At 57.6% G+C, this 14,639-nt stretch carries 9 protein-coding genes; 1 reads left to right on the top strand and 8 read right to left on the bottom strand.

The features are described from left to right. Positions 1 to 53 precede the first annotated feature (53 nt). From MARHY_RS04320 to MARHY_RS04285, 8 genes are all read right to left on the bottom strand, one after another. Complete coding sequence (locus tag MARHY_RS04320) at positions 54 to 1,748, bottom strand: methyl-accepting chemotaxis protein (protein ID WP_014420716.1); 1,695 nt, start codon at positions 1,746 to 1,748, stop codon at positions 54 to 56. Between the two features lie 148 nt (positions 1,749 to 1,896). Beyond that, the gene (locus tag MARHY_RS04315) at positions 1,897 to 3,249 is read right to left on the bottom strand and encodes a sigma-54-dependent transcriptional regulator (RefSeq protein ID WP_011785810.1); all 1,353 of its coding nucleotides are present in this window, start codon (positions 3,247 to 3,249) and stop codon (positions 1,897 to 1,899) included. Continuing rightward, on the bottom strand, positions 3,246 to 5,060 hold the full coding sequence (locus tag MARHY_RS04310) for a sensor histidine kinase (RefSeq protein ID WP_014420715.1): 1,815 nt from the start codon (positions 5,058 to 5,060) through the stop codon (positions 3,246 to 3,248). The genes MARHY_RS04315 and MARHY_RS04310 overlap by 4 nt, the downstream gene beginning before the upstream one ends. 107 nt (positions 5,061 to 5,167) lie before the next feature. Then, positions 5,168 to 7,363, bottom strand: a complete 2,196-nt coding sequence (locus MARHY_RS04305) for a TRAP transporter permease (protein WP_014420714.1) — start codon at positions 7,361 to 7,363, stop codon at positions 5,168 to 5,170. An 84-nt stretch (positions 7,364 to 7,447) separates the two neighbouring features. Next, positions 7,448 to 8,425, bottom strand: a complete 978-nt coding sequence (locus tag MARHY_RS04300; RefSeq protein WP_011785813.1) for a TAXI family TRAP transporter solute-binding subunit — start codon at positions 8,423 to 8,425, stop codon at positions 7,448 to 7,450. Between the two features lie 249 nt (positions 8,426 to 8,674). After that, entirely contained in the window at positions 8,675 to 9,937 is a 1,263-nt protein-coding gene (locus tag MARHY_RS04295; RefSeq protein WP_014420713.1) for a DUF1302 family protein, read from the bottom strand. Position 9,938: 1 nt separating this feature from the next. After that, positions 9,939 to 13,088, bottom strand: coding sequence for an outer membrane lipoprotein-sorting protein (locus tag MARHY_RS04290; RefSeq protein WP_014420712.1), 3,150 nt, complete (start codon positions 13,086 to 13,088; stop codon positions 9,939 to 9,941). Positions 13,089 to 13,135: 47 nt separating this feature from the next. Further along, entirely contained in the window at positions 13,136 to 13,810 is a 675-nt protein-coding gene (locus tag MARHY_RS04285; RefSeq protein WP_014420711.1) for an alpha/beta fold hydrolase, read from the bottom strand. A 362-nt stretch (positions 13,811 to 14,172) separates the two neighbouring features. Here MARHY_RS04285 and MARHY_RS04280 point away from each other — a divergent pair, with 362 nt between their 5' ends. Further along, positions 14,173 to 14,637 (top strand): MarR family winged helix-turn-helix transcriptional regulator, encoded by a 465-nt coding sequence (locus MARHY_RS04280; RefSeq protein WP_014420710.1) that lies wholly within the window; start codon positions 14,173 to 14,175, stop codon positions 14,635 to 14,637. The last annotated feature ends 2 nt before the right edge of the window (positions 14,638 to 14,639 follow it).

The raw sequence follows: 14,639 nt of genomic DNA, 5'->3' as shown, positions 1-14,639 counted from the left end.
GCAGGTCACTTGCGTGACTGCGCCTTTTCCTTCGACTGGATAGGTAACTCTGCTCAGACCCGGTAGCGGCTGACCTCGTCGGTCAACTCACCGGCCAGTGCCTTGAGGCGCTGGGTCGCTTCGCCGGCGCGACGGGTTCCCTGGGCAGTCTGTTCCGAGATTGCCACGATTTCGTGAACATTCTGGTTGATGGTTTCCGACACGCTGGTCTGCTCTTCCGCAGCACTGGCAATCTGGGTGTTCATATCGGTAATCGTGTTCACGGCCTGGGAAATACGCTGCAGCGCTTCGTTCACCTGGCGGGTTTCCTCCACGGTTTCCTCGCTGCGCTGGCTGATGGCGCCGATCAGCATTACCGCCTGCTGGGCACCTTTCTGCAGCCGCTCGATGGTCGCCTGGATCTCCTGAGTGCTCTTCTGGGTCCTGCTTGCCAGCGTACGTACCTCGTCGGCAACCACGGCAAAGCCACGGCCGGCTTCTCCGGCGCGAGCCGCCTCGATGGCAGCATTCAGGGCTAACAGGTTGGTCTGGTCGGCGATCTCCCGAATAACCTCCAGCACGCTGTCGATCTGGCGGGAGTCGGTGCCCAGTTTTTCTATGACCTGAACCCCCTCTTCCACCTGTTTGGAGAGCCCGCCAATCACCTCGATGGCCTGGTAGACCAGCCCCTGGGCATCGGTTACCTGAGCGGTAGCGTGGCCAGCCGAATCCGACGCTTCACTGGCATTACCGGCCACTTCCTGGGCTGCGGCGGTCATCTCGTTCATGGCGGTGGCTACCTGATCACTTTCCGATTTCTGGCGCTCAACGCCCTGCTCGGCTTCCACCATGACCTCGTTCAACTCGCCGGTGGTAACATTCAATGTCTCGGCCGACTGGCGGACCTGGCGGACCAGCCCATGCACCTGATCCGCAAAGCTGTTGAACGCCGTGGCCAACTGGGACAGCTCATCCCTGCCCGAGACGTCAAGCCGACGGGTAAGATCCCCGTCGCCACTGGCAATGCCATTCATCGCCGTCACCGCCGACTTCAACGGACTGATAATGCCGCGAACCACTACCAGGGCAAGGAAGACAATAATGGCCAGGGCTATCAGGGAGGTGGTCACCGAGCCAATGATCGCCTCACCCAGGGAATCGCCCACCCGCTGTTCCATGGAAGCAACCTGAGATTCCAGGCCATCAATCCAGAATCCGGTGCCGATCATCACGCCCCATTTCGGCAGCATTTCGGCATAGCCTAACTTGGGGGCTACGTTACCGGTTTCCGGGTGTTTCCAGCCATAGGGTACATAGCCGCCACCATTGCGCGCAGCCTCGATCAGTTCGCGAATCAGGTAGGTGCCGTTCGGGTCCTGAAAGCCCCAGAGGTTACGGCCTTCCAGGGCGGAATTGACACCATGCATCACCGAAACACCTTCCGTGGTATAGGCGAACAGATAGCCCTCACTGCCGGAGTCGTCAAAACGCAGTTGCCGCAAGATGTCCCAGGCCTGCTGCTGGACCTCAGGATCATTGGCCGAGCCCGGCTGCTCATAAAGATGCTGGATGGACGTTTTTGCCAGCTCCAGATAGTTGCGCAGCTCCTGGCGCTTGCTGGCCTCCATGTCTTCCGAGAAGCTTGCAACCGCCTGCTCTCCGATCGAGCGGGCCTGATTCAGGTTGTAAGTGGTCAGCAATGCAGTCAGAACAATAACCGGCACCAGTGCCAGCAACAGCACCCTCGCCTGGATGGTCAGATTCTTCATGTGGTGTGTTTTCCGTGGTTGGAATGACTGTCGGAGAAGTCCGCTAAAAAAAGATTAGCAATCCTACAGAAAAACACACGACAGATTTATCGAGGAAACCTCGTAGTTTGTAAAACCAGTGCAACCAGGGCGTTATCTTTTGTAACGGTCAGTCCTTGAACTCGGCTTTGTCCAGCCCGTGTTTCTTCATTTTGTCATACAGCGTCTTGCGGGCAATCCCGAGCTGAACCATGGTGTCCTTGATGCTACCGTGGCAGGCGTTCAGAGCACTGACAATCGCCGAGCGTTCAAAGCCATCCATCATTTCCGACAACGTCTGCCGGCTGGCAATGTTCGGTCCGCTGGCGGAATCCCCTTCGGCCAGGGCTGCCGGGCCCAGCAAGACATATCGCTCAGCCAGGTTACGCAGTTCCCGAACGTTGCCGGGCCAGGAATGCTGCATCAGCCGGGCAGCCTGACGTGCGTCCAAAGGCACACTCTCGCGGTCATAGCGAGCGGCAGCAATCAGCACAAAGTGATGGAACAGTTTGGGGATGTCTTCCTTTCGCTCCCGCAACGGCGGAATATCCACTTTCACCACATTCAGTCGGTAATAAAGGTCGGACCGGAATTCTCCCTTGTCACTCAGTTCCTTCAGATCGGATTTGGTGGCGGCGATAATACGTACGTCCACGTCCACGACCTGGTTGCTGCCAAGCCGCTCAACCCGTTGCTCCTCAAGAACCCGGAGCAGTTTTATCTGCAACGGCATGGGCATACTTTCAAGCTCATCCAGGAACAGGGTTCCCCGATGAGCGTGTTCTATCTTGCCAACACGTCGTTTGTCAGCACCTGTGAAGGCACCGGCCTCGTGCCCGAACAGCTCGCTTTCGATCAGATTCTCGGGTACAGCGCCGCAATTGATCGCAACAAAATTGTGGCTGCTGCGTGGACTGTTTTCATGGATATATCTGGCCAGCGCGTCCTTACCGGACCCCGTCTCACCATGAAGGAGCACGTTTGCGGAGATATCCAATACCGGATCAATGGTCGCCATCACCCGTTGCATAGCCGGCGAATCGCCCAGCATCCGGGGGCCGGGGCGGGCAAGGTGTCGGAGCTGAGCTTTCAGCCGCCGGTTCTCAAGCGCCAGATGCCGTTTCTCAAGGGCATGCCGCAGAAGTTCAATCAACTCCTCGTGATCAAACGGTTTCTCGATGAAATCGTAGGCACCCTGCTGCATGGCCGATACCGCCGTGCTGATATCGCCCTGACCAGTCAGCAGAATGACCGGAATATCTTCATCAATCTGCCGGATGCGCTGCAACACATCCAGGCCGTCCATGCCCGGCATGTTGTAATCACACAGGACGATGCCCTCAAAATCCGGATGAACCTCCTGCAAAGCTGAGGCTCCATCCGCAAAACAGGCCACCGGGATATCCTCCAGCTCCAGGGTCTGTTCCATCAGTGGCCGGATATCCGGGTCGTCATCGACAAAAATGACTGAAGCGGTTGTCATTCCTCTGCCCTACGCTGTTTCAATTTGAGAACGAACTCGGCACCCGGACCATCGTCACGATTGTGGCCGACCAGGTTTCCGCCCAGAGCTTCAACGATCTGACGGGAAATGGAAAGCCCCAGGCCCAACCCCTGTTTGACGGAGCGGGTGGTAAAAAACGGTTCGAACACCTTCTCTGTGTTACCGGGAAGGCCATGCCCATTGTCTCGAACCCGGCAACGCCAGTTCCCCTCTTCTTCATCAATCATGATCTCGATCAACGGCTCGTCACGGCCTTCAACCGCCTGAACCGCGTTCGCCACCAGATTGACCATCACCTGCTCGATCCGGATCAGATCGCCGTGGCACATGACCGGCTGCTCCGGGCGATGCCAATCGATGCCAATGCCGCTACTGCTGTGCTGGGCACGAATGATCTTGAGGGCTCCATCCACCGCCAATCTGAGATCAACCACCGACGGGGGGCCCTCGGATTTTCTCGCGAACACCTTAAACTGTCGGATGAGCTCCGCCATCTTGTCGCACAGGGCAACAATTTCCCCCAGGTTGGCATCCACCATATCGGTGGCCCCTCGCTCCAGAAACTTCCGACTGTTGCGGGCATAACCCTGGATAGCGGTCAGGGGCTGATTGATCTCGTGGTTCAGACCCGCCGACATTTGCCCGAGCACCGCTAGCTTGGCAGCCTGGATGAGCTCTTGCTGGGTTTCACGCAACTCGGTCTGGGCTCTCTCCCGCTCCTGTATCTCTTCCAGCAGTTGGTCATTGGAACGTTTAAGATCGGCTGTCCGCTGAGCAACGCGACGCTCCAACTGCTCTCCCCTCAAGGCCAGTTCACGTTCCCGCCGGTATCGTTCGCGAAGATACAACCAGGTAAGGAACCCGGCCAGGAACAAGGCCAGCCCGCTGACCAGGAAACCGGCGCGGGTCCAGAGTACTGATCGCGTCTCGGTCAGTACCATCAGGCTCCAGTCCAGCCTGGGCAGGTCCACCTCGACGGTCAGGTACGTGCCAGCACTGTTGCTGTCCCGTAACTGAATCCGTGTGGAATAATCCGCCAGCCCCCACGGCTTGCCAGTGACAGAGAAGTCAACAGGCTCTAAATCCCGCTCGGGGTAACGTTGCCGCACGCGGGCGGTTTTTTCGGCCTTGTCACCTGGCCGAAAGTCCCGATACAACCACTGGCTGCGACTGGACAGAAAACTGATTCCGTCGCCGTCCAGCACCACCATTTGCGCCTGCTGGGTCGATTCTGGCCGGTGCCACTGCGACTCCAGCTCATGGACCAATATCTTGATGGCTACGACCCCGAGCATTTTGCCCCGCTGATCGCGCACCGGATGAGTGAAGTACAGACCACGCTCCAGGGACCGTAAACCCAAGGCGAAATAGGCCACTGAATCTCCGGTTTGCACGGCTTCAGAAAAGTAGGGGCGAAACGCGTAATTATTGCCAACGAAGGTGTCCGGCTGGCCGAAATTGTTGGCCGCAATCGTCAAACCAGACAAATCCATCAGGTAGATATCTGAGCCGCCGACAATGGTGGCCATTCTTTGCATCTGCTCGTTGGCCCGAAGCAGGGTCACGGCATCATTCGGTTGCTTGAGCGCGTCGGCTAACAGGGGGTGTTCGGCGATAAGAGCCGGTACCGGCAGATACCGGTTCAGCTCATTCGCAACCAGTTGTCGGTACCGGAAAGCCTCTTGCAGGGCCTCCTGCTCCAGCTGGCGATAACCGTACCAACCGCCCAGAAGCCAGGACAGCAGCATGATGACAACCAGAATCACAACGACGCTGAAGCGCTGGAGCATGGAATTCAGTTCCGAGACATCAAAGAGGGGCTTCGGCCAAGCCTAGCGCCCCCGGACCGGCAGGACAACCCGCTCAGCGGCAGGTTGTCCTCCGGGTACTGGCCAGATCAGGCTGCGGCCAGAGCCGGCGCACGCTTGCGCTGGATGAGCATGGCGATTACCGCCAGCGCGATACCGGCCAGATCCGTCCACAAACCACCCTCGATGGTCAGCAGGGCTGCGGCCACCAGTAACAACCGTACCAGAACCGGGGCGGACGACCGTGCGAACCAGCCCAGCACACCGGCAGACAGCAGGTACACGCCAAAGGTAGCGGTAATCAGCGCCCGTCCGATTTCGAACCACCCTCCTTCCATCAACAGCGCACTGTTGTAGAAGAACATGAAGGGCACGATGAACGCCGCAATGCCGATCCGGAATGATGCGACCGATGTGGACATGGCGTTGGCACCGGAAATACCCGCCGCCGCATAGGACGCCAGTGCCACAGGCGGCGTGATGGCCGAGACCACGGCAAAGTAGAAGACAAAGAAGTGCGCCGTCAGCGGCTCAATCCCCAACTGCACCAGGCCCGGAGCCACGACCGAAGCTGCAACGGCATAAGCTGCGGTGGTCGGCATGCCCATGCCCAGCAGAATGGAAATAAACATGGCAAACACCAGAGCCAGCAGATGACTGTGGGCCGCCACATCCAGCAACAGCACCGAGAACCGCGCGCCAACGCCGGTGAGTGAGATCACACCCACAATGACACCGGCGGCCGCACAGACCACGATGATCTGAATCGACATATAGGCCGCTATCTCGAACGCATGCAGAATCTGCCGCAGGCCCATCTTGTTGGGGGAAATCCAGCTGACCACCGCCGCAGAAATCGTGGCCAGAGTACCGGCACGAATCACCGAGTAGCCCTGGAACAACGCCACGATCAGAATGATGATGGGCACAAACAGGTATACCTGGCGCAGCATCAGGCGCAAATTGGGCAGCTCGTCTTCGCGCATGCCCCGCATGCCCAGCTTCTTGGCCTCGAAATCGACCATGAAGTAGACCGAGGCAAAGTACAGAATCGCCGGAATAATCGCCGCAATGGCAATTTCGGTATAGGGAATACCGGTAATCTCCGCCATGATGAAGGCGCCCGCACCCATGATCGGCGGCATGATCTGCCCGCCCGTAGACGCTGCTGCTTCAACCGCGCCGGCGGATTCCTTGCTGTAGCCAACCCGCTTCATCAAGGGGATGGTCAGGGAACCGGTGGATACCACGTTCCCGGCACTGGTGCCGTTGATCATACCCATCAGGCCAGAGGCGAAAATGGAGACTTTGGCGGGACCACCCCGGGACCGGCCAGCCGCCGCAAAAGCGAAATTGACAAAGTAGTCACCTACCTTCGACGCCTGCAAAAACGCGGCAAAGATAATGAACAGGATAATGTAGGTCGAAGACACCGCCGTGGTCGGCCCGAGAATACCCGCATCGGTATAGACCTGGCTGAAGAAGCGCTGCACCGACAGCCCGGGATACCCCAGAAAGCCCGGAAGGTAGGGGCCGGCGAAGACGTAGGCCAGAAACACCAGCGCAATCACCACCAGAGCCATACCGGCTACCCGGCGGGTAAGCTCCATAATCAGCGCGGTACCGGCCACAGCGGCGAAAGAAATACCCACGGGGGCAAACGCGGTGCCGGTGGTCATCCGCATGGAGGTGTTGAACACCACCAGCAGGTAGGCAGCAACCGCCACAGAGCAGACGATCAGAACCAGATCCGGCACGCTGAACCGGGCACGATCGCGCTGGTGGAACCAGCTCATGACAATACCCACACCGGAAGCCGCCAGCAGCGGCCAGCCAAAATGCCAGGTTTCAAGTTCGGCGGGAATCCGCAGGGTGCCACCCAGAATCATCTGGTGGAAGGCATAAGTCTGGTACAGCGCATAGAGCGCGGGAATCAGTGCGACTGCTGCAAACCAGGTGGTCCAGCGATGCCTCGCAGCACCTTCTTCACCGGAAACGAAGCGGGCACCGGCAAACAAGATAAAGCCCAACACCAGGGCACCGGCCACGTGCACAATACGGAACGACCAGGTTTCCATGGGCGACACGTTCAGGGTGTAGAGGTGAAACGCCGAATAGGCAATCGCCAGCAACACGACGAACTTCAGCAAAATACCGGTGTACAGGCGGCGGTTCGCCTCCACCGGCTCTTCGTCCACATTGTGGGCCAATACATGGTCTTCATTGACCGTCAGGTTTTCTGCCAGCTGGATTTCACCGCTGGCATGGGATTGTTCTTTGGTCATGATAAGTCCTGCCTGTCTGAGAGGCGGTGAATCGGTATCGACCGGATGCCGAAGGGTCGTCAGGCGACCCTTCGGCCAGGTTCATTACTGCTTGATGGCAGCGTCTTCGATGGGATAGCCGTTCTCGTTGAACCAGCGTGCTGCACCCGGATGCCAGGGCAGTACCTTGTTCTTGGTGTAGTTCTCGGGGACGGAGTGGCGCGCTGCCTTATGGATCGACACCATCTTGTCGTTGTTCTCCATGGTCAGCTTGGTGATTTCATACACAAAGCTTTCCGGCATATCGCAGTTCACCATGGCGAAGTTCCACATGGAGACCACACGGGACGGAGCATCCAGGGACTGGTAGGTGCTGGCCGGAATCACGAATTCAGACACCGGGAAGTTATCGACGATCTTCTTGGCTTCGTCATCGTTCATGCCAATCACGTTAACGTCGGTCTGGACTTCCAGCTGGCTGACCGCCGGAATGGGAATACCGGCTGCGAAGGCCACCACATCAATCAGACCGTCCTGAAGCTGGCCACCGAGGTCTGACCAGCTGCCGTTACGGCGCTCGAACTTGACGCCCAGCGTTTCCATCATGCGCGGGAAGTAGGTATCCGAGGTGGAACCGGCTGGCCCGAAACCAATGGTGGCGCCGTCCGGAATCTCGGAGATGCTGGTAATACCGGAGCTGGACAGCGTGGCAATGGAGAACGGGGTTTCATACATCGGGAACATGGCACAGACGTTGTCCATCTTCATGCCCGGTGCCAGCGGGCTCTGCCCGTCCACGGACTCACGGGCGGGGCCCATGGTAGTCAGGCCAAACTTCAGGTCTCCGGTGTGGACCAGCGCCATGTTCTGAACCGGGCCGCCGGTGATTTCAGCGCCACCAGACACCCCCAGATTCTCCGCCACAAAGTTCGCCCAGCCGGAGCCATAGGCAAAGTAGGTGCCGCCCTGGCTTGCCGTGCCAACGGTAAAGCTCTCAGGCCAGCCGGCACGATCCTGGGCAATCACAGGGCCAGCAACAACGGAGGAGGCGATCGCAGCCGCCAGAATGGTTTGAAGTTTCATAAGAAATGCTCCCGATTCATCTTGTTGGTTGGGTGCTGATGAGACCTGCCCGGCCTCGCTGGGGGAGCATTCAGCAAGGGCCAGGCCAGTTAGTAAAAACACTTACAAAACAACGAATTGATATTCCGACAGTTAAACAGCCGAAGAGTATTGGGTGGCTTACCACCCACAGAAAAACCAACAATGGGTGGATACCCACCCATTGTGTTCTTGGGGTGGCGCCCTATCGGATTAGACAAGACCACGTTGTCAAAAACTCAGAGTCAAACCCGCCTCCAGGCGACTTTCATCATGAAACTGGCCAAAAGTACCCGTGGATTCACCGAAAAACAGGTCTGCGCCAGCGTTCAGAACCACTCTGGTCGCCACAGCATATTCAGCATGCAACTGGATCAGCGAATCCCGGTTGTTCAGATCGTAAAGGCAGAGCGCCTCCATCGTGAGGGCATCGTTCAGCGCATTACGTCGGACCAGAAGTGTGGCTTGTTCTTGCGAAGACCGGTCCGGCGTATCGTTCGAGAAACGGTAGGTCTGAAAGAACTGGGCGCTGATAAACCAGTCACGCCATCCACTGAAATCCAGCCCGATCACATAGGAGCCAACGGCTGTGTCAACAATGGCTCCAGTGTCAGGGGTCAGAAACCGTTTTTCGCTTTCCAGCCCCACCTCACTGCGAAGCGTGACATTCCCAAAGGGTTTTGAGGCGCTTCCGCCAAGCAGATGAGAGCGGTTGTAGTCCGCCAGAACCCGCTGCTCTGAAGGGTCGAACCGAATCAGGGGGTCGTCAATGGTGTGATAGAGATAATTCAGAGACAGGTCCCAGCCTCGCTCGAAGGTGGAGAATCTTGCCCCGAAATCGCTGGTGGTCAGCGAATCGGGACGATCAACCATCAGGCGGCTGTCACCAGGCGGGTCGGGAAACAGGGAATAGGCTGCTCCGGACAGTGTACTCTCCGTTACCGTAGCATCAGGAATCCAGACCATCTGGGCTGTCCACTCATGCACCGGGAATTCCACCAGCGCTGACCACAATGGAATACGGCGATGTTCGATGTCCGGAAGAATGAATTCCCGGTAGCTCAGCGGGTTTACCACATCCAGAACTCGCAGGCCGTCGGCCTGCCCCCAAACAACCTGCTGTTTGCCCAGGCTGACAAAGGCGTCCGCCAGGTAGTGATTCAGATAGAATTCCCTGAGTTCCAGCTCAAGGTGATCATTGGGCAGACGTTTACGCGTGTACCGCGCACGAAAGGGTTGCCTGGGCTGGCCCGGGCTCAGTTCGTCCTGTACGTCCAGGCGCGCCTGCCCTCGCAGCATCAACCGCGCCCCGGAATGAAATCGTACCAACCACTCCGGACGCCAGGTAATGTCCTGTTTTTGCCAGGACCCGGCTTCATGAGCATAGGCGGCCCCAATCTCCAGGATCGACGAGTGCTGAACTTCCTGGGCCTGTGCCGGCATCGACAACAGGCACCATGCAAGCAGCCAACCGATGACGGGAAGCGCTTTCATCTCAATACCCTCGTTTCAGAGCATTCTGCTCAAACAACCGGGGCGGGACATCAACGCCATAATCGGTGTCGCGGAACTGAATACGGGTTTTATGCCCGGTTTTCCTGTTGATGGCTTCGATGTCGGTAGTACTCCAGATGCCGTCGATCATCTCGATACGTCGGGCATGAACGGTCTTCAGAAAATGACCAGCTACATCCCAGTACTCTGTCAGTCGTGGAATCCATAACGAGGAATCAACGCGCATCAGCACTCGTCCGTAGCCCAACGCGCGGCTTACCTCCGGCCCCACCGGCGAGGCCTCCACCAGCCAGGTGTGGTGGCCGTCCACGTGCTCTTCGCCGAGCAAGGCGAAGTGGTAATCTTCGGCGGCAATCTTGCTCTCTTTCTTGATCTCCTCGTAGGTAAAGTCGGTTCCGAGGAAGTAGTCACCCCGGTCAGAAGCCGAGATTCTGCGCACTTTTCTCAAGGCCGGCAGGTACAGCCATTGATCGTCTTCCCGGGCCGGGTTCGCGTAATCCCAGGTGAGAAATGCGGTGCCGGCCACCGTGGCTGGCTGCGTATAGAAGATGACGGTTTTCTTGATGTCGTCGAAGTAACGGCGAAAGGCGCGGGTCTGCTCTTCACGAATATTGCCCCCCTGATCGGTCAGGGTGATCAGCATGTCTCTCTGCACCGACACGCCCTCAGGACGACTGTTCATCAGCTGGATAATCTCCCGGGCGGTCGGCGCTTTCTCAAGGGCGAACGCCTTGCTGGTCAGCACAGCCGCGCCCATCAGCGCCAGCAGTATCAACCCGGTTTTCATGAAACTTCCCGGTTTACCCACCATAAAGGCCGGTTGAGACACCAGGGTGATGGCAGGCAACAGGAGCAAGCTGGCCACGAAGGCAACCGAAACCGACAGCGCCACCAGCATTCCAAAATTCATCAGCGGCGGCACCTGGCTGGTCATCAGCACACCAAAGCCCAGCGCCACGGCCAGAAGGTTGAACCAAAGTGCTCGCCCGGTAGACGAGAACACGGTAGCGATACGCTGTCCGGGGCTGAGGTGGCCGGGCTTTGACATGGCCTCACGGAGCCGGTCCAGGGTGTGAATGGCAAAATCAACACTCAGGCCGATGGCGATGGCGGCAAACATTGAGGTGCCCACCCCCAGCCATATGCCCTTCACTCCCATGACCGCGTAGATGACCAGAATCGACAAGCCCACCGGAATCGCCGCCATCAAGCCAGCGGTCACCGACCGGAACAACAGTGCCGCCATCAGAAGCACGGCAAGGAAAGAGACGATCACGCTCCTGGCATGAGTCTCGGCAATACCACTGACCCAGTGATAGTCTACGTTAACGCGGCCGCTGATCCGGGCTGCCACATCCCCTTTAAACTCCGAGGCCAGGTAACGCTCCAGACGGGGAATCAATGAACGGCTGATCAGGTAAGAGCCCTCTTTCAGGTTGGCTCTGATCAGCGCCCTCTGCCGCTGCGAATCCACTCGTTCCTCAAAGTCGGTCGGGTCGCCAGAGGCGGTGTAAAGAAGAAACAGCTGGGCAACCAGGTTCTTGTCATCCGGTACCCTGTAAAACGCCGGATCATCCTCGTTCACGGCCTTGTTCATCTGTTTGATGTAGTCGGCAATCGAGGTGGTTCCATGGATTCCGGGCTGCGCTTCCAGGAAGACCTGCAACTCACTGATCGCCTGCAGCACCGAGGGATCATAGATGCCCTCCGGCGCCGGGGTCTCAATCACCACATCCAGGTAATAGGTGCCATCCATCGCCGCGTTAATCGTTTTGTCAGCCAGGTAGATCGGCTCATGGGGCTGAAAGTTTTCAATGCGCTCTTCATTGATCACCAGCTTCAGAGCGCCCAGCCCGGCGACACTGGCAACCACTGCAGCGGTCAGGAGTATCGTTTTCGGATACCGTAGCGACAATGAACCCAGTCCGGACGCCAGCCCCCGGCTGGGCAGGCTGGATTCGTGCCTGCGAAAGCGTGGGCTGGGCCGGGCCCGGAAAAGCGACAACAGTGACGGTGTTACGAACAACGTCAAAAGCCCCGCCAGGATCACGGCAAAGGCGCCAAAAAGGCCGAAGAACTTCAGTGGTGGCATGTCATTGGTGGCATATAGCGCCAGAAATCCGGCTGCCGTCGTCAGGGTAGTCAGCGTAACCGGACGCCATATACCGGCCATCGCAGTGGCAATCGCTTCGGTTTGGGACAAGGCCGGATCGCCGGCCATGACTTCGTAATATTCAGAAAAAATATGAATCGAGTCGGCCACCGCAATCCCGATCATGCAGACAATCAGGCCATTGGTAATGACATAGAATTCGGCCCCTGCCAGGACCATGGCCCCCAGGGTGCCGGCCACGGTGCCAGCCACTATCAGATTGGGAATCAAGGCTGCTCTGAGTGAGAAAAACGCCACCACCAGCACCAGGGTGATAATCAGCCCGGCCATCGGGTTCAGGCGCTTGGCGTCACGGTCGACGTATTCCGACAGGTACGCGGACACCACGCCTTCCCCGGCCAGGTAAACCTGGCTCCGGCCCGTGGGTGCGCTCTCAACCAACTGCCGGACCAACTGATAGGTGGCTTCCGCCTGATCCTGATTCAGCAACTCGGCAATGATCAGGGTCATGGAGCCGTCTTCGGCTACCAGACTGCCTTGATAGAGTGGAAAGTTTTTTATGCTGCGCTCAATCCAGGCAATATGGGTCCGGTCCAGCGGACCATCGAGAAACTCCCGAACCTCCATACCCAGGGTATCGCCCTGGATATTGGATTCCGTGGCAAGACTTGTGATGCCCTGAGGATCAATGTTCGGCACCGCCTGAAGCTGATCACTCAGCCAGCGCACCAGCTTCAGGCTGTGCTCGTTGTAGATGCCGGTCGGGCCCCGGTTCTGGACGGCAATCACCAGTGGGTCCTTCAGGTTGAAAATCTGTTCGACGGCATCCCGGTAAATCAAGGCCGGCTCATTTTCATCGATAAAGGCGTCGGCCTGGGTGTTCTTTTTCAGTGCGCCCAGCTGGCTGCCCAGCCCCCCAACCACCATGAGCGATATCACCAGCGCAAACCACCGGTAACGAATCACTAGGCTGAAAAACGAATATCCGACTGATTGGTGCTTTTGATGTTCCGACATCCTACTCTCCCAATAGTGTATATACACTTTTAAGCTTGAAAATTCCGTTACCGCACGGCGGTATCCCGGGCAAACGCCAGAATGTCACGGATCACGTCAGGCTGTTGCAGTATACGGCTGTGGCCATAGCCTGAGGTCTGGACCAGGCAACTGTTCGGAAATGCCTGGTTCAGTCGCCTTGCTTCCTCTACCGGGACCTCCCGATCACTATCATCGTGCACCAGCAGCGCGGGCTTCTGGATAGAGGTCGCCAGGGCGAGCAGGTCCAGCCGGTCCACTGCCAGCCCAACCGTTGCTTCCATACCTTGGAGGAAGAGTTGCTTACTCCGTCCGCCGAGATTCACAAACCGGGCAAACCGATCCAACACTCCCTCAATGGTGGCCGGGCCCGAAACCAAAACCAGCCTTCTGAAGCAGGGGTCCATAGCTTCTACATAAACCAGCGCGGCAGCACCCAGCGAATGACCGATGCCGACATCGAAGGGTTTACCCACATAGTCATGTGCATCCAGCACGGCCTCAATGAATCGTCCCGGATGTGATTGTTCAGACGACGACTCGCCATGGCCGAGGGGATGCACCGCATAAACGGTGTATTCGTCCGGATCAACCTCAGCGAACAGCGACTCGAATTGCCCGATCCAACCAGACCAGCCGTGCACCAGCAGCATCTTCTTGTGGCCTCGGCCATGGATGGACAGCATACCGCCGCCCCGAAGCATTACCGGACCTCCAAAGAGCTCTCTATGCGAAAGCCGCCTCTCTGCCGCAATGCGGGGACTCGTCATCAGTTTCACCGCTCTTACGGCTGCTCGCGCTGGCAGTAGTCGGCTGTATGCCCCAAAAGCTGCCCGAAATAGATTAAGCGAAAGGTTCATGCCTGTTTACCTCTATCTGTCCGGCGATCATTTTTCGAAATGTCCTTGTAATACAGAAAAGCCTTTTAAGTGTATATACACTTTTTAAATGATTACAAGATATTTTTTGAGCATCACCCTGACCGCTCCATGCACTCTCACGCTGGACATAGCCCAGCGATGAACCTACCATCTTGCATATACACTTAATAAAACAGGCAGCCCTGATGCCCGAGAAAAGTGCCAACGACCAAACAACCCCTCTGGATGTCGGGAAAACCTGTGCCGCCCTGTACTCAAGGGTGTTCTCAAGACTGGTGACCCGGCACTACAACCGTGCCCTGGCCGACACTGGCCTGCGCGTTACCCAGTTTTCTGTGCTGAATGCCATCAAATTAGCACCTCCCAACTCGATCAATGAGTTGGCAGAGCTCCTGGGCATGGAGAGAACCTCATTACAAAGGACAGTCGACAAGCTGATTAGCAAGGGGCTACTGCAGTCCCAGCCCTCAGGACACAAGCGATCTCTGGGGCTATCTCTGACGCGACAGGGAGAGGAAGTCTACGGGCAAGCGTTGATCAGATGGGAAGAAGCACACCAGGAATTCACGGACCTGGTCGGGGAGGAAAACTGGAGCGCTGCCCGGAGCAAGCTTCAGCGGTTCAGCGCAAAACTACAGTCCACACTTTAGCC

Origin of the sequence: Marinobacter nauticus ATCC 49840 (assembly GCF_000284615.1) — a bacterium.
Classification (GTDB): Bacteria; Pseudomonadota; Gammaproteobacteria; order Pseudomonadales; family Oleiphilaceae; genus Marinobacter; species Marinobacter nauticus.
The sequence above is the reverse complement of the archived record's forward strand: the minus strand, read 5'-3'. Positions and strand labels throughout refer to the sequence as shown.